13 protein-coding genes are annotated in these 15,537 nt (G+C 63.9%); 8 read left to right on the top strand and 5 right to left on the bottom strand.

All coding sequences use genetic code 11. The features are described from left to right. Window positions 1-70 precede the first annotated feature (70 nt). Genes KIH45_RS09540 through KIH45_RS09530 form a run of 3 tightly spaced genes read left to right on the top strand, consistent with a single transcriptional unit; the run spans window position 71 to window position 3,306 of the window. On the top strand, window positions 71-697 hold the full coding sequence (locus KIH45_RS09540; protein ID WP_213175784.1) for an OB-fold-containig protein: 627 nt from the start codon (window positions 71-73) through the stop codon (window positions 695-697). Window positions 698-722: 25 nt separating this feature from the next. Further along, on the top strand, window positions 723-2,432 hold the full coding sequence (locus KIH45_RS09535; protein ID WP_213175783.1) for a flotillin family protein: 1,710 nt from the start codon (window positions 723-725) through the stop codon (window positions 2,430-2,432). 4 nt (window positions 2,433-2,436) lie between these two features. Next, window positions 2,437-3,306, top strand: a complete 870-nt coding sequence (locus tag KIH45_RS09530) for a kinase (protein ID WP_225899810.1) — start codon at window positions 2,437-2,439, stop codon at window positions 3,304-3,306. A 5-nt stretch (window positions 3,307-3,311) separates the two neighbouring features. On the opposite strand, the gene KIH45_RS09525 is transcribed toward KIH45_RS09530, so the two are convergent. Continuing rightward, entirely contained in the window at window positions 3,312-4,577 is a 1,266-nt protein-coding gene (locus KIH45_RS09525) for a Zn-dependent hydrolase (RefSeq protein WP_225899809.1), read from the bottom strand. 170 nt (window positions 4,578-4,747) lie between these two features. Between KIH45_RS09525 and adh the strand changes: the two genes are divergently transcribed. From adh to KIH45_RS09505, 4 genes are all read left to right on the top strand, one after another. Then, window positions 4,748-6,268, top strand: a complete 1,521-nt coding sequence (gene adh, locus KIH45_RS09520) for an aldehyde dehydrogenase (protein ID WP_213175782.1) — start codon at window positions 4,748-4,750, stop codon at window positions 6,266-6,268. Between the two features lie 154 nt (window positions 6,269-6,422). Beyond that, window positions 6,423-6,833: a DUF779 domain-containing protein gene (locus tag KIH45_RS09515; RefSeq protein WP_213175781.1), complete on the top strand. Its 411-nt coding sequence runs from the start codon at window positions 6,423-6,425 to the stop codon at window positions 6,831-6,833. 161 nt (window positions 6,834-6,994) lie between these two features. Continuing rightward, window positions 6,995-8,134 (top strand): FIST N-terminal domain-containing protein, encoded by a 1,140-nt coding sequence (locus tag KIH45_RS09510; RefSeq protein WP_213175780.1) that lies wholly within the window; start codon window positions 6,995-6,997, stop codon window positions 8,132-8,134. After that, complete coding sequence (locus KIH45_RS09505) at window positions 8,134-10,362, top strand: hybrid sensor histidine kinase/response regulator (RefSeq protein ID WP_213175779.1); 2,229 nt, start codon at window positions 8,134-8,136, stop codon at window positions 10,360-10,362. The genes KIH45_RS09510 and KIH45_RS09505 overlap by 1 nt, the downstream gene beginning before the upstream one ends. Window positions 10,363-10,383: 21 nt before the next feature. On the opposite strand, the gene KIH45_RS09500 is transcribed toward KIH45_RS09505, so the two are convergent. The 4 genes from KIH45_RS09500 to pedF form a co-directional block, all read right to left on the bottom strand. Next, the gene (locus KIH45_RS09500) at window positions 10,384-11,079 is read right to left on the bottom strand and encodes a response regulator (protein ID WP_213175778.1); all 696 of its coding nucleotides are present in this window, start codon (window positions 11,077-11,079) and stop codon (window positions 10,384-10,386) included. A gap of 49 nt (window positions 11,080-11,128) precedes the next feature. Further along, window positions 11,129-12,883 carry a methanol/ethanol family PQQ-dependent dehydrogenase gene (locus KIH45_RS09495; RefSeq protein ID WP_213175777.1) on the bottom strand — a complete coding sequence of 585 codons (1,755 nt, stop codon included), beginning with the start codon at window positions 12,881-12,883 and terminating at the stop codon, window positions 11,129-11,131. Window positions 12,884-13,041: 158 nt separating this feature from the next. Then, on the bottom strand, window positions 13,042-13,911 hold the full coding sequence (locus KIH45_RS09490; RefSeq protein WP_213175776.1) for a substrate-binding periplasmic protein: 870 nt from the start codon (window positions 13,909-13,911) through the stop codon (window positions 13,042-13,044). Window positions 13,912-13,914: 3 nt separating this feature from the next. Continuing rightward, on the bottom strand, window positions 13,915-14,352 hold the full coding sequence (pedF, locus tag KIH45_RS09485) for a cytochrome c-550 PedF (RefSeq protein ID WP_213175775.1): 438 nt from the start codon (window positions 14,350-14,352) through the stop codon (window positions 13,915-13,917). Between the two features lie 147 nt (window positions 14,353-14,499). On the opposite strand from pedF, the gene KIH45_RS09480 reads away from it, so the two are divergent. Further along, window positions 14,500-15,474, top strand: coding sequence for a PQQ-dependent catabolism-associated beta-propeller protein (locus tag KIH45_RS09480; RefSeq protein WP_213175774.1), 975 nt, complete (start codon window positions 14,500-14,502; stop codon window positions 15,472-15,474). The last annotated feature ends 63 nt before the right edge of the window (window positions 15,475-15,537 follow it).

The following is a 15,537-nucleotide window of genomic DNA, read 5'->3' as shown; positions in this document are numbered from 1 at the left end:
GGTTCGTCCGATTTTGGTATGAAATGCAACAATTTCCTGCCATCTTTCCGAACGTGGAAAGGGGTTGGAAATGGATATTCTTGCGCCACACAACACGCCGTTCGCGGTGGCGTTGGCGTTTCTTCTATTACTGCTTTTCGTTCAACTTCTCGGCTTTGGCGATTTCGGGCCCGATTTCGACGGTGACGTCGATGTCGAAGGGGCGGACGCTGCCGATGTAGTTGGCGGATTGGCCAGCATCGTCGGGCTCGAACGGCTGCCGCTGGTGGCCTGGCTGGCGCTGTTCTGCGCTTCGTTCGGGCTGATCGGCCTGTCGCTGCAGGAACTGCTCGTCGCGCTGATCGGCGCGCCGCTGCCCGCTGCTGCGGCGGCGGTCATGGGTGTCGTCGTCGGCTTGCCGGCAACGGGCCTGCTCGCACGGCCGCTGGGCCGGATCTGGCCGCATGACGAGACGACGGCCGTTTCGGTTGACGAACTGCTTGGCCGGCGGGGCACGATCTCGATCGGCACTGCGCGGCGCGGCAGTCCTGCCCGCGCGCAAGTCACCGACCGGTTCGGCCAGGCGCACAACGTGATGGTCGAACCGCACGAGGACGCATCCGAATTCATCGAGGGCGACGAGGTCATGCTCGTCCGCCGCGACGAACAGCTTTTCTTTGCCATCGGCGGGTCCGAACCGTTCCGGCTGGCACGCTGATTTCAATTTTCAAGGGGGTACGCAAATGGATCAATTGATCACCATCGGGATCTACGCGGGCACCGTTCTCGCGGTCCTGCTCATAATCGCTTTCACCATCACCCGGCTCTATCGCCGCGCGACCAAGCAGGTCGGCTTCGTCCGTACCGGTTTCGGCGGTGAGAAGGTCGTGATGAACGGCGGCGCGCTGGTGCTGCCGGTGCTGCACGAAACGATGCCGGTGAACATGAACACGGTGCGCCTTGCGGTCGAACGCAAGAACCAGGACGCGCTCATCACGCTCGACCGGCTTCGCATCGACGTGAAGGCCGAGTTCTACGTGCGCGTCCGGCCCGACGCCAACGCCATCGCCATGGCCGCGCAGACGCTGGGCGAACGCACCATGCACCCGGAGGCGCTGAAGGATCTTGTCGAGGGCAAGTTCGTCGACGCGCTGCGCTCGGTCGCGGCGGGCATGACGATGAACGAACTGCACGAACAGCGCGCGGACTTCGTCCAGAAAGTGCAGCAGGTGTCGTCGAACGACCTTGCTATGAACGGGCTTGAGCTGGAATCGGTCTCTCTGACCGGTCTCGACCAGACAAGCATCGAGCATTTCAACGCCAACAATGCATTCGACGCCGAGGGCCTGACCAAGCTGACCGAGCAGATCGAGGCACGCAAGAAACTGCGCAACGACATCGAGCAGGACACCCGCGTCCAGATGGAGACCAAGAACCTCGAAGCCGACAAGCGTTCGTTCGAGATCGGCCGCGACCAGGAATACGCCCGGCTTGAGCAGGAGCGTGAGGTCGAGGTGCGCCGCGCCGCGCAGATCGCAGAGATCGCCCGCGAACAGGCAGAGCGCAACCGCGAGGCCGATGCCGCGCGGATCGAGGCGAAGAAGCAAGTCGATGCCCAGCAGATCGAGGCCGACCGCCTTGTCGAGGAAGCCCGCATCGACCAACAGCGCGCTCTCGAAATCGCGCGTCAGGAACAGCAGATCGCGGTCCAGAACAAGAGCCGCGAGGAAAGCCAGGCCAAGGCCGAGGCCGACGAGGCCCGCGCCAAGGCAGTCGCGGCCGAGGAATCTGTCTCGACCAGCCGCGAGACCGAAGTGGCCGAGCGTGACAAGCGCATCCAGCTGATCGAGGCTGCGAAGGTCGCCGAACGCGACGCGATTAAGGTAAAGGTCGAGGCCGAGGCCGAGCGCGATGCCGCTCGCAACCGGGCTGAGGCTGCGCGCCTCGAGGCAGAGGGTGAGGCCGAGGCCGAGAAGCTTCGCGCCGAGGCCGACCGCGTCCGCTTCGAAGTCGAGGCCGCCGGTCAGCGCGCGGTGAACGAGGCTGCGAATATCCTGTCGAGCAGCCAGGTGTCGCTGCAGACGAAACTCGCGCTGCTCAAGGTCCTGCCCGACCTCGTACGCGAAAGCGCGAAGCCGCTTGAGGCGATCGATTCGATCAAGATCGTTCAGGTCGACGGCATTACGGGTGCCCGAGGTGCCGACGGCAAACCTGTTGCGGCAGGTCCGGGTGGCGGCAACCTTGCCAGCGATGCGCTGAGCGCGGCGCTGTCCTACCGCGCGCAGGCGCCGGTCATCGACGGGTTGATGAAGGAACTCGGCCTCGACGGCGGCTCGCTGGAAGGGATCGCCAAGGCAGGCGTGGTGAACGACGCGCCGATCAGCCCGTCGGAGCCAGAGAAGGCCGAACGCGGCGAGAGCGACGTCGCGGAAGCCGAGAGCGACGAAGTCTAAGAGCATGTCCGGCGGCGGCAAAACAGGGGCGGGGGCCGTATCGGCGGCCACTGCCTTTGCCTCCGCCGACGCCTTTCTGGTCGAGGCGATTGCTGGTGCGCGGCAGGATGCAGAACGGCCGGTCCTGATCGGGCTGAGCGGTGCGCAGGGCAGCGGAAAGTCGACCACCGCGGCGCGGCTGGCCGGTAAGCTGGCGGACCGGGGGCTGGCCACGCAAGTCTGCTCGATCGACGATTTCTACCTGACGAAGGGAGAGCGGGCCGAGCTTGCGCGAACCCGGCACCCGCTGCTGGCAACGCGAGGCGTTCCCGGCACGCATGACGTGGCGCTGATGAATGCTACCGTCTCGGGGCTGCTGGCTGGCGAGGCGGTGCGGGTGCCTGGGTTCGACAAAGCTGCTGACGACCGGTGGGCGGCAAGCGAATGGAAAATCATCGACGCGCCCGTTGATATTGTTCTGCTAGAGGGCTGGTGCGTTGGTGCGCGGCCTCAACCCGAAGGAATGCTGGCCGAACCCGTCAACGAACTTGAGCGCCTCGAGGATGAGAACGGCGACTGGCGGCGCGCAGTGAACGCGGCGCTGGCGGGTGAGTATCGCGATTTCTTCGACCGCATCGACTTGTCGATCCTCCTGCGTACGCCGTCTTTCGCCGTCGTCGAAAGCTGGCGCAGCGAGCAGGAGCGCGGCCTCGACCGCAGCGGCGCGGGGGCCGGGGCGGCAATGACGCCGGACAAACTGCGCCGCTTCATCTCGCATTACGAGCGGCTGACGCGCTGGCAGATCGAGGACATGGCCGCCGACATCGTGATCGACATCGACGGGGGCCGCGTGCCGCGATCAATCCGACTTGCGGAGCGCGACGCGCCGGATTGAGGCAATCAGGCGGGCACTTGCTCCACCGCCAGTTCCATCACCGCTTCGAGCAGCAATTGGCATCCGCGCTCGATATCGGACCAGTGTGTCCATTCATCCGGCGCGTGGCTGACGCCGCCGACACTGGGCACGAAGAACATCGCGGCCTTTGCGTGATTGCAGAAGAACTGGACGTCGTGCCCCGCACCTGACGGCATGATCTTGTAGGACAGGTCCAGGGCCTGCGCCTTGCGTTCGAAAAGGTTCATCAGGTCAGTGTCGCAATAAGCGGGCTTCAGCCAGCTCATCTGCTGATATTCGAAGCGCAGCTTGTGTCGCCGCGCGATGGACGACAGCACGCGCTCGCACGCCTCTGCCAAGGCTTCCATTACGCTTTCGTCGAGGTCGCGGCCCACGATAGTGAAGTCGACTTCGCCCGGCACAGTGTGCGGGAAGCCCGGTTTGCAGGCGACATGGCCGATGGTGATGCGGCTCTTGTCCGTGCCGTGTTCGTCGATAATGCGGCGGATTTCGTGTGCGAAGTCGACCATGCCCATCAACGCGTCGGATCGCATGTCCATCGGCGCGGTGCCGGCATGGTCGGCCTTGCCGATCAGGCGGCAGTTCCACTTGAAGACGCCCGAGATCCCTTCGACGATGCCGATGGTCGTCTTTTCCATGTCGAGCACTGGCCCCTGCTCGACGTGGATTTCGAGAAATGCGTGGATTTCATCCGGGCGGCGATAGGCGTGAAGCGCGTCGTAGGGTTCAAGCCCTGCTGCGCGCATCGCGTCCTTCAGGGCAAAGCCATGTTCGTCCTTGGCCGTGTCCAGCCACTCGCGGGTCAGCTTGCCGGTCATCGCCTGCGCGCCCAGCATGCCGCCGAACCGGCCTTCCTCCTCGCTTGTTCCGATGACTTCGATGGGGAAGGCGGGCTCAATCCCTGCCTCCTGCATGGTCCGCACGACTTCGAGCCCCGCGACAACGCCCAGAACGCCGTCGAAAATGCCGCCCGCGGGCACGGAATCGAGGTGCGATGCGATCATGATCGCGGGCTTGTCGTCAGGGCCCCAGCGCCCGATGACATTGCCCGCCCCGTCGAGCCGGTGGCTCATGCCCAGTTCCTCGAACCGGTCGCGCATCCACTGGCGCGCGGCCATGTCCTCTTCGCTGAAGCCCTGGCGATAAACGCCGCGATCGTTCTCGTTGAAGCCGAACTGCGCGATGGCGTTGATGTCCCGCTCTATCCGGGTGATGTCGACCTTGTTCGCGCTGTTTCTCATGTCCGTCATGCCTCTGAACATAGGGGCTTCGCCACGCGCGGCAAGCCGATCCGCCATGACCCGACCCGCCGCATGGGCGGACCGGCCGGGCCCGTCTCGGTCCAAGGTATAATTGGCGAGTGTCGGCGCGGCGCGCAAAGTGACCGGCGAAACGTCTTTGGCGAGAGGAGGAATTCAATATGCTCGAACAGGCTCTCAGCAAGTTCAGCGGCCAGTCGCTTATCCGCGACCGTTTTGACAACTTCATCGGCGGCAAGTGGGTCGCCCCCGTGAAGGGACAGTATTTCGACAACATTTCGCCGGTGACCGGCAAGCCTGTGTGCCAGGTGGCCCGCGGCACTGCCGAGGATATCGAGCTGGCGCTGGATGCCGCCCACAAGGCCAAGGACGCCTGGGGCCGCACCTCGACGACCGAGCGTGCGAACATCCTGAACCGCATCGCCGACCGCATGGAGGAAAACCTCGACATGCTGGCGCTGGTGGAAACCATCGACAACGGCAAGCCGATCCGCGAAACGACCGCGGCCGACCTTCCGCTGGGCGTCGACCACTTCCGCTACTTCGCAGGCTGCCTGCGCGCGCAGGAAGGCTCGATCTCGGAAATCGACCACGACACCGTGGCCTATCACTTCCACGAACCGCTGGGCGTTGTCGGCCAGATCATTCCGTGGAACTTCCCGCTGCTGATGGCCGTGTGGAAGCTGGCGCCGGCGCTGGCCGCAGGTAACTGCATCGTGCTTAAGCCTGCCGAACAGACGCCCATGTCGATCATGGTGCTGATGGAAGTCATCGGCGACCTGCTGCCCGAAGGCGTGCTCAACGTCGTCAACGGCTTCGGCGTCGAGGCGGGCAAGCCGCTGGCATCGAACAAGCGCATCGCCAAGATCGCCTTCACCGGCGAGACGACGACCGGCCGCCTGATCATGCAGTATGCTTCGGAAAACCTCATTCCCTGCACGCTGGAACTGGGCGGCAAGAGCCCGAACATCTTCTTCGCCGACGTGATGCGCGAAGACGACGACTACTTCGACAAGGCGCTTGAAGGCTTTGCGATGTTCGCGCTGAACCAGGGCGAGGTTTGCACCTGCCCGAGCCGTGCGCTGGTCCACGAATCGATCTACGACCGGTTCATGGAACGTGCCATCGCCCGCGTCGAAGCGATCAAGATGGGCAACCCGCTCGATCCCAGCACCATGATCGGTGCGCAGGCTTCGAACGACCAGCTGGAAAAGATCCTGTCCTACATCGGCATCGGCCGTGACGAGGGCGCCAAGGTCCTGACCGGCGGCGAGCGTGCGATGCACGACGGTGAACTGGCCGACGGCTACTACGTGAAGCCGACCGTCCTTGAAGGCCACAACAAGATGCGCGTCTTCCAGGAAGAGATCTTCGGCCCGGTTCTGGCCGTGACCAAGTTCTCGTCGGACGAGGAAGCGCTCTCGATCGCGAACGACACGCTCTACGGCCTTGGTGCCGGCGTGTGGAGCCGCGATGCCAACACCTGCTACCGCTTTGGCCGCGCCATCCAGGCCGGTCGCGTCTGGACCAACTGCTACCACGCCTATCCGGCGCACGCAGCGTTCGGCGGTTACAAGCAGTCGGGTATCGGCCGCGAAAACCACAAGATGATGCTCGAACACTACCAGCAGACCAAGAACATGCTGGTGAGCTACAGCCCGAAGGCGCTCGGCTTCTTCTGATGCCGCCACTGAGGGCTTACGACCTCCCACCTCGAAACCCCTGCCGACATATCTTCCAGGTGCCGGTCGGGGTCGAGGCCATCCCGGGCCGGGGCAGGTGCAAACCTGCTCCGGCCTTGGTGCATCCGGGGCAATCCTTGTAAGGACAAAGGTCATGACCACGATTTCCACCGCACCCGCCCGCATCGTCGCGACGCCAGAGGCCGAGGACTGGATCTTCAAGCTGACCGAAATGCACGGCCCGCTGATGTTCCACCAGTCGGGCGGATGCTGCGACGGCAGCGCGCCGATGTGCTTTCCACGCGGCGAATTCCGCGTCGGCAAGCAGGACGTCCTTCTCGGCACGCTGGTCGCCGATACCCCGGTCTGGATCGGGGCGGCGCAGTTTGAATACTGGCGCCACACGCAAGTCACCATCGATGTCGTACCGGGCCGCGGATCGGGCATGAGCCTGGAGGCGCCCGAAGGCGTGCGCTTCATCGTGCGCAGCCGCGTGTTCACGGATGAAGAGGTCGATGCGCTGAATGCGGCTGGCGAACCGCTGCGCGGCGACGAAGTGGCCTGAGGGCTGCGATTTAGCGCTATCTGTGTGTCGCTTGCCGCTTGGCCGGAGAGGCGCAAACCGCTAGGATCGGCGATCTGATACGGCCAGACCAAGACGCCCGCAAAAAGGGCGCGACACGGCCGCTGAGGGGATGAAGGAGAGGGCACCTGACTGATACAGAGGTGAGCGCGGACGGCCTTGTCGCCGTCACGACCCATGCCAGCGAGCCCGAAGCCGCGGTCGCGGAGATCGCGCGCGCCATCGCGGGCGTGCCGCTGGCGGGCGGCCTCGTATTCTGTTCGCACCGGTTCGAACGGGCTAAGCTGGCCAAGGCGCTCGACAAGCTGATGCCCGGCGTTCCCCTGTTCGGCTGTACAAGCGCGGGTGAACTGACGACGCGGGGCTATGACAGCGACAGCATCGTGTTCGTCGGCTTTCCGGCGGACGCTTTCCACCTCGAACTGCTACCTTTCACCGATCTCGACAGCTTCGACACCGAGACCGCGCGCAAGCAGGTGCGCCATTTCGCGGGCAGTTGCCGCAACGATGCCGCCCTGGCGCTGGGCGAGGGATTGAGCCACGTCGCGCTGTTCCTTGTCGACGGGCTTTCCCATCGTGAAGAACTGCTGACGATGACCGCACAGGAAGCGCTGGGCGAAATCGAGCTGATCGGTGGGTCGAGCGGGGATGGGCTGGCCTTCAAGGAAACCGGCATTTTCTTCGACGGCCATTTCCAGCGCGACGCAGCCGTCATCGGCCTCTTGTCCTCGTCCCGCCCGATGCAGGTCTTTTCAGCCAACCACTACCGTCCCGGCGGCGAGCGTATGGTCATCACCGAAGCAGACGCCGAAACGCGCACCGCGTTCGAGATCAATGCCGTTCCGGCGGCGGAGGAATACTTGCGCGTCGTCGGTCAACCGAGCCAGACGCTGGATGCGGCATTCTTTGCCTCGCACCCGCTCATGGTGCGGACGGGCGGGGAATATCACGTCCGTTCGATCCAGTCGGCCAATGCCGACGGATCGCTGACATTTTACTGCGCGATCGATCGCGGCGTCGTGATGACCGTGGGAGAACCCGTCGACCGCGTCGCCGCCATGCGTGACCTGTTCGACAAGACAGAGGGCAAAGTCGGCAAGATCGACCACATCATCGCCTTCGACTGCGTGCTGAACCGTATCGATGCCGAACGTCGGCAAGTCGCGCACGAGGTTTCCGCGCTCTATACCGAGAAGGGCGTGATCGGGTTCAACACTTATGGCGAGCAGCTTCGCACCGCCCACGTGAACCAGACCTTCAGCGGCCTTGCGATCGGACGCTGATGGCTACCAAGGGCAAGGACCTGGCCCCGGCGGCCCCGGACGAGCGTGACGCGGAAATCGCCGCGCTGAAGGAGCGTGTCCGCAGGCTGGAAAAGGTCAACGAGGCGCTGATCGACCGCGCCGAACGGTCGAGCGACATGGAAGGGTCCTATTCCATGTTCGAAACCGCCATCGCGCTCGAGGCGATGGTGCGCGACCGCACCGGCGAGCTGGAAGACGCGCTGGGCAAGCTGGCCGAAGTCAACGCCTACCTCGAAACCGTCAGCCGCGATGCGGATGCTGCGCGGGCGCGCCTGCGCGATGCGATCGAGAGCCTGTCGGACGGTTTCGCGCTGTTCGATGCCGAAGATCGCCTTGTCACGCACAACAAGGCCTTCCTGAAGATCTGGCCCGAATTTGCCGACATCGCCGAAGCCTCGCCGACCTTTACGGACCTTGCCGAACAGCTTGCACGCGGCGGACGCACGATGGGATCGCGCCTGTCGCCCGACCGCTGGATGCGGGAGCGCATGGCAAGGTACCGCGACGCATCGGGCGCGCACGTCCAGTTGCTGTCCGACGGACGCTGGCTGCAGATCAACGAGCTTCGCACCAGCGAGGGCGGGACGGTCGGCATCTATACTGACATCACCTCGGTAAAGGCCGAGGACGCGCGCGAACGCGCCCGCGAATTGGCCGAACGCAACCTCGCGCTGCAGGCCTCGCTCGACACTTTGTCCGAAGGCGCATGCCTGTTCGACAGCCAGCACCGCCTTGTCGCCTGGAACGAACCGCTGATACGCATGCTCGGCATCGAGAGCGACCTTGACGGCGCGATCGGACGGCATGAGCGGCTCAATGACTGGTGCGTCAACGAGTGCGGGCTAGACATGCCCCACGCGGTCGAATGGCGCAGCGGCAAGGGCCCGCGCATCAGCACCGACTGCACCCTGAAGGGGCGCAACTTCGTCATCCGCTCGGTTTCGCTGTCGGCAGGCGGCATGGCCTATGCCTTCGACGACGTGACCGACCGCATCCGGTTCCAGCGATCGATGACCGAACAGGCCGAGACCTTGGAAAAGCGCGTGCAGGAACGCACGGCCGAACTGATCGAGGTGAACCGCCAGCTGGTCGAGGCGAAGAACGAGGCCGAACAGGCCAACCGTTCGAAGACCAGTTTCATCGCGGCGGCGAGCCACGACCTGTTGCAACCGCTGAACGCAGCGCGACTGTTCGTGTCCGCCCTTGCCGAACGCCGCCTTGCCGCCACCAATCGCGGGCTCGTCCGGCAGAGCGCGGTGGCGCTCGATTCGGTCGAGGAACTGCTGGAGGCGCTGTTCGAAATCTCGCGCCTCGATGCAGGCGCGATCCAGCCCGAGATCGCGGCGCTTCCGCTCGATCGCATCCTGTCGGCCCTGCGTATCGAATTTGCACCGCTCGCCCGCAAGGACGGGCTGACGTTCGAAATTCCCGAGACGGGTTTCTGGGTGAAGAGCGACCTTCGCCTGTTGCGCCGTATCCTCCAGAATTTCGTGTCGAACGCCATCCGCTATACCGAAAAAGGCGGCGTCGAGGTGCAGGCCCGCGAGGAAGGCGACCACATCGCCATTTCGGTCACCGATACCGGCCCGGGCATCGACCCTGAAAAGCGCGAGGCGATCTTCGAGGAATTCCGCCGCCTCAAGAAGACGCAGAAAACGCCGGGCAAGGGCCTTGGCCTTGCCATCGTGCGCCGCGCCAGCGCCATGCTGGGCCACGAGATCGACCTTCAGTCAGAGGAAGGGCGCGGCTCCACGTTCACGATCCTGGTGCCCCGTGCCGAGCCGCGCGTGACCGAGGCCGCGACGACGACGGCGGGCGAACGCATCGGGCGTAGCGGGGAAGGCACCGTGACCGTCGTCGACAAGGACGAACAGGTGCAGCAGGGCATGCGTGTCCTGCTGGAAAACTGGGGGCTTAAGGTCGTTACCGGCGGGCATCCCGACGATCCGGCCGTGGTGAAAAGCGTGAAGCAGGGCACCGGCCTCTTGATCGCGGACTATCACCTCGATGACGGGATGACCGGCGACGAGGCCGTGGCCATGCTGCGCGAAAAGCATGCGGGCGACCTGCCGGCGGTGATCATTACGGCGGACCGCAGCGACGAGGTGAAGCTGAAGCTTGGATCGCAGGGCCTGCCGATCCTGACGAAGCCGGTAAAGCCCGCACAATTGCGCGCCCTGTTGCGGCAACTGGCGATCACGGGCTGACCGCCCGCAAGCATCGGTAGATCAGTCGGAGAAGCCCACGCGGTTGGCCATGATCACGGCTTGCGTGCGCGAATAGACGTTCATCTTCTGCAGGATGGCAGAGACGTGCGCCTTCACCGTCGTCATCGACACGCTGAGTTCGTGCGCGATCTGCTTGTTCAGCAGCCCTGCGACAAGGTGGCCCAGCACGATCCGCTGCTGCGGGGTGAGGCTGTCGATGCGGGCGCGGATTTCCTCGTCCTCGCGAAGGCGCGCATCGTCGCTTTCGGTGGTTTCGAGGTCGGGCAGGTAGATCTCGCCCGCCAGCACCTGCTGCAACGCGTCGAGGATGGCCTGACGCTTTAGCGATTTCGGAACGTAACCGGCGGCCCCTGCGGCCAGCGCGTCGCGCATCACGATCGGGTCGACGACGCCGGTCACCATGACGACAGGCGTGCTCGGGAAATCGGCGCGCAGCTGTTTCAGGCCGGACAGGCGGTTCACGTCGGGAATATTGAGGTCGAGCAGGACGAGATCGACCTCGTCCGCCTTCTGCAGCGCTTCCAGAGCCTGTTCGAAGCTGTCTGCCTCGAGGATCTCGCATTCGGGGAAGCTGACTTCCAGGATCGAACGCAGCCCGTCACGTACAAGCGAGTGATCGTCGACGATCAGCACGCGATCGGGAGCGGGAGCTTCGTTCATCCTCTGCCTCGGGAAGTCTGTGATTACTGTTGCCATAGTGGAAAATGGCCCGCCGCGACAGATGCCGGGCGGGCCATGTCCTTGCTTACTGGTTGTAGAGTTTGAAGACCCAGAGCGAACCGCCCTGCGAGATGTCCTTGAAGGTCTTGGCGACCTCACCACCCCAGAGCGGAACTGCGCCGCCCCAGCCGGACATCACGGCGACATACTGTTCGCCGCCATCTTCCCACGTCACCGGCGAACCGACGACGCCCGAACCGGTCTGGAACTTCCACAGTTCCTGGCCCGTCTTGGCATCGAATGCCTTCAGGTAGCCTTCGGGCGTACCGGTGAAGACGAGGTTGCCGCCCGTGGCGAGCACGCCGCCCCACAGCGGGGCCGGGTTCTTGGCTTCCCATACGATCTTGCCGGTCTTGGGATCCATCGCACGCAGGGCGCCGATGTGATCGTCGGCGATCGGCTTGATGGTGAAGCCTGCACCCAGGTACGCCGCGCCCTTCTTGTAGGCGATCGGTTCGTTCCAGATGTCCATGCCCCAGTCGTTCGACGGGATGTAGAACAGGCCGGTGTCCTGGCTATAGGCCATCGGCATCCAGTTCTTGCCGCCAAGGAACGACGGCGATGCGAACACGACTTCACCCTTATCCGCACCGGTGGGCGCACCGGGGCGACCATCGCTGGTGAAGTTCGGGCGGCCCGTCTTCTGGTCGATGCCATCGGCCCAGGTCGTCTGCATGACGAACTTGTGCGCGCCGATGAACTTCCCGTTGGTGCGGTCGAGCACGTAGAAGTAACCGTTACGGTCGGCCTTCGCGCCCAGCTGCATCTTCTTGCCGTTCATCGTGGCGTCGAACGGAATGAATTCGTTCACGCCGTCGAAGTCCCAGCCGTCGTGCGGCGTGGTCTGGTAGTACCACTTGATCTTGCCGGTATCGACGTCGATCGCGACCGTAGCCGAGGTGTAGAGGTTGTCGCCCGGACGCAGGTGGCTGTTCCACGGTGCCGGGTTACCGGTGCCGAAGTAGACCAGGTTGGTGCCCGGATCATACGTGCCGCCAAGCCAGGTCGCGCCGCCGCCGGTCTTCCAAAGGTCACCTTCCCAGGTGGCGTTGGTCTTGCCGGAGATGCCGTTGTCCTTGCCGCGGAGGGTGCCCATGTGACCTTCGATGGTCGGACGGTCCCAGATCAGTTCGCCGGTGTTGACGTCGCGGGCCTGAACGGCGCCGACGATGCCGAATTCACCGCCCGAGTTGCCGGTAATCACCATGTCCTTGGCAATGATCGGAGCAGCGGTCGCGGAATAACCGGCCTTGTAGTCGCCGATTTCCTTGTTCCAGATGACCTTGCCGGTTTCGCGGTTCAGCGCAACGAGGTGCGCATCGAGCGTTGCGAAGATGATCTTGTCGCCGTGAATGGCGGCGCCGCGGTTGACGACGTCGCAGCACGGCATGATGCCGTCGGGCAGGCGGGCATTGTATTCCCACTTCTTCTCGCCCGTCTTCGCGTCGAAGGCGAACATGCGCGAATAGGAACCCGTCACGTAGATCGTGCCGTCATAGACGATCGGCTGAGCTTCCTGACCGCGCTGCTTTTCACCGCCGAGCGAGGCGGAGAACACGGGTACGAGCCGGTTGACGGTCTCGGTATTGACCATGTTGAGTTTGGAATAACGCTGCTGCCACGGTCCCATGCCGTAGGTCAGGACGTCGCCAGTGGAGTTGGCGTCGTTCAGCAGGTCATTCATGGTCGGGCCAGCGTGGTTGTCCGCCACTGCCGGTGCGCCCATCGCTGCACATGAAGCCGCGAGCGCCACGGCGAGAGTCTTGAAACGCCCCTTCATCCTTCCCTCCTTCGTAAGACCGAAGTCTTCTTTGATTTGAGCGCTTTTGCGCCCGTTCCGGTATCTTGGTGGTGTCGAGACTATCCCCGCCCCTGTCGGGAACAATTGAACCTTAGGACGAGAGCGGTCTTGAGGCGCCCAAATTCAGGCACCCAAATTTATGCGTTGGGCGCGACTGCGTTGGCAGGACGCCAGGTGACACCATAGCGCGCAAAGATTTCCGCCATCCGGCCGTCGGCCATCATCGCGTCCATTTCTTCTTCGATGGCAAAGCCAAGGCTGCGGCTCTTTTCGTCGACGGCGATGCCGATGTCCCAGCCCGGTGACAGCATCGCAGGCAGCGGCCCCTTGCGCCGCTTGCCTTCGCCCGGCGCATTCGCGAGGGCCGATTCGATCTGTGCATCGGTGGCAACGGCCAGATCGGCCTCGCCCGATTTGACCGCGGCAACGGCTTCGAAGCCGGTCGTGTAATGCGTGACATCGGGGCGCAGGATGCCGCCGAAGCTGCCGATCAGGTAGAAATCGGGGATCGAATCGATTTCGGCGGCAAGACGCTTGCCGCGAAATTCGGTCGGCGTCCCTTCACACTCGGCCATGCCGGGCGAACAGGCCGCGCCGAAGCCTTCGTGGTAATAGGGGGCAAGGATGACGACCTGGTCTTCCTGCGCCGCAAAAGTGCGGTCGAAGGGGACGTGCATCATCACGTCGCACTTGCGGAAACCCAAAAGGCCGCCGCGCCACACCACATTGCGAAGATCGTCGGATACTTCCTCGTCCGCCGGAAACAGCGCGAGGTCGGTTCTGACCCCAAAGCTTTCGGCCACGGCGCGGGCGATGTCGGCATCGATGCCCATCACCTTGCCGCCTTCTTCCCACGACCACGGACGGTTGTTGGTATAGAGGCCGACGCGAAGAACGCCCAGCTCGCGCACGTTGGCGAGCGGGGCGCCCATCGAGATACGGGGCAGGGCGAGCGACCCCGCACCTGCTGCGAGACCGCCCAGAAAGGCCCTGCGCCTATATGTCATGGCTTAATAGTCGTCCGTGTACTTGGTTTCGACCCAGCTGCGGATCGCCCAGCCGGCCTTCTGGCCGAGGACTTCGCCGAACGGCGGCATGTAGACCTTGCCGTCGTGGCTGGATCCGTTGCGATAGCGCTCGATATACCATTCATCGCCCGTGGGGCCGAGTTCGAGGTAGCGAAGGTCCGGCGCGATGCCGCCCGAAATGCCTTCAAGGCCGTGGCAGCGTGCGCAGTTCTGGTTGTAGGCCGAGGCGCCGATTTCGATCGCCTTTTCGTTGCCCGAATAGGGGTTTTCGTCCAGCCACTCTTCGCCGATGTCCGGCAGAGCCGACGTGTCGACCGCCTGCGGCGTGACGTCGCCGTGGGCCATGAGCTGTGAAGTGGTAAGGCCGGCAAAGGCCATCGCGGTGGCGGCAAGCGCCAGCCGGCTGGTCAGTTTCGACATTTCAGTGCATCCTCATTTGCGACCCGAGGGCCATCAGTCCAACAAGCCCCCTTGCTTGGCTTCTATAGATAGCGACCCGAGCGGCAGCGACCCATTGAACCTTGGTACAATGTTGCTGCTGACAGGGGCGAAGGTAGACCGAAGCGTATGAAAAACCGTCATCTCCTTGCCGGCGCGGCATTCGCCCTCGGCATCGTCCTTGCCCCGTCCGTGCAGGCGGCGACGGCCTATGTCAGTAACGAGCGGTCGAACACCGTCACGGTCGTCGATCTCGACACGCGGGAGGTCGTCGCGACGTGGGACGTGGGTGAGCGTCCGCGCGGAATTACGCTGACGAAGGACGGCAAGTACGTCCTTATCTGCGCCAGCATCGACAACGCGGTGGAGATTCGCGACGCGAAAACGGGCGAGCTGGTGGGCGTTCTGCCTTCGGGCAACGATCCCGAACAGTTCTTCGTCTCGAACGACGGCAAGTACCTCTTCATCTCGAACGAGGATGATGCCGCGACGACGGCGGTCGACCTCGAAACGCGGCGCGTTGCATGGCAGGTCGTCGTGGGCGAGGAGCCGGAAGGCATCGCGCAGAGCACCGATGGCAAGTACCTTCTGGTGGCGAGCGAGGAGGAAAACATCGTCGACTGGATCGATATCGCCACGCGCGAGATCGTCCACGTGACAGAGACCGACTATCGCCCGCGCCACATCGAGTTCGCGCCTGACGGAGGCCAGGTTTGGATCGCGGCCGAGATCGCCGGAACCGTCCATGTCGTCGACGCGGCCAGCAAGGAAATCGTCGAGACCATCTCCTTCGCACCGCCGGGCGTGCCTGCCTACAAGGTCCTGCCCTGCGGCATCCGCTTTACCTCTGACGGCAAGACGGCGGTCATTGCGCTGGGCCGCGCGAACGCAGTTGCCGTGGTCGATGTCGCCAGCCGCAAGGTCACCGGATATGCCGAGACCGGCGGACGGCCCTGGCACCTGGCGATAACCGAGGATGACACCACCGCCGTCGTCGCCAACGGCACGACAGGCGACATCGCTTTCCTCGACCTTGCCAGCCTTGAGGTGACCAAGCGTATCGAGGCCGGCAAGGGCCCGTGGGGCGTCGCGATCGCGAACTAAATGCGGGTGTCGGCGCAAGTAATTGGCGCCTTGTTCCAAAGTATGAGAACCAAAGTCCAATAG

It is taken from the genome of Croceicoccus gelatinilyticus (genome assembly GCF_018398395.1).
GTDB lineage: Bacteria > Pseudomonadota > Alphaproteobacteria > Sphingomonadales > Sphingomonadaceae > Croceicoccus > Croceicoccus gelatinilyticus.
The sequence above is the reverse complement of the archived record's forward strand: the minus strand, read 5'-3'. Positions and strand labels throughout refer to the sequence as shown.

Excerpts from the sequence above, each read along its gene's own strand:
- KIH45_RS09525 (WP_225899809.1), bottom strand. The coding sequence starts at position 4,577 with ATGACGGACATGAGAAACAGCGCGAACAAGGTCGACATCACCCGGATA.
- KIH45_RS09490 (WP_213175776.1), bottom strand. The coding sequence starts at position 13,911 with ATGACATATAGGCGCAGGGCCTTTCTGGGCGGTCTCGCAGCAGGTGCG.
- adh (WP_213175782.1), top strand. The coding sequence starts at position 4,748 with ATGCTCGAACAGGCTCTCAGCAAGTTCAGCGGCCAGTCGCTTATCCGC.
- KIH45_RS09530 (WP_225899810.1), top strand. The coding sequence starts at position 2,437 with ATGTCCGGCGGCGGCAAAACAGGGGCGGGGGCCGTATCGGCGGCCACT.
- KIH45_RS09500 (WP_213175778.1), bottom strand. The coding sequence starts at position 11,079 with ATGGCAACAGTAATCACAGACTTCCCGAGGCAGAGGATGAACGAAGCT.
- pedF (WP_213175775.1), bottom strand. The coding sequence starts at position 14,352 with ATGTCGAAACTGACCAGCCGGCTGGCGCTTGCCGCCACCGCGATGGCC.
- KIH45_RS09515 (WP_213175781.1), top strand. The coding sequence starts at position 6,423 with ATGACCACGATTTCCACCGCACCCGCCCGCATCGTCGCGACGCCAGAG.
- KIH45_RS09480 (WP_213175774.1), top strand. The coding sequence starts at position 14,500 with ATGAAAAACCGTCATCTCCTTGCCGGCGCGGCATTCGCCCTCGGCATC.
- KIH45_RS09505 (WP_213175779.1), top strand. The coding sequence starts at position 8,134 with ATGGCTACCAAGGGCAAGGACCTGGCCCCGGCGGCCCCGGACGAGCGT.
- KIH45_RS09535 (WP_213175783.1), top strand. The coding sequence starts at position 723 with ATGGATCAATTGATCACCATCGGGATCTACGCGGGCACCGTTCTCGCG.
- KIH45_RS09540 (WP_213175784.1), top strand. The coding sequence starts at position 71 with ATGGATATTCTTGCGCCACACAACACGCCGTTCGCGGTGGCGTTGGCG.
- KIH45_RS09495 (WP_213175777.1), bottom strand. The coding sequence starts at position 12,883 with ATGAAGGGGCGTTTCAAGACTCTCGCCGTGGCGCTCGCGGCTTCATGT.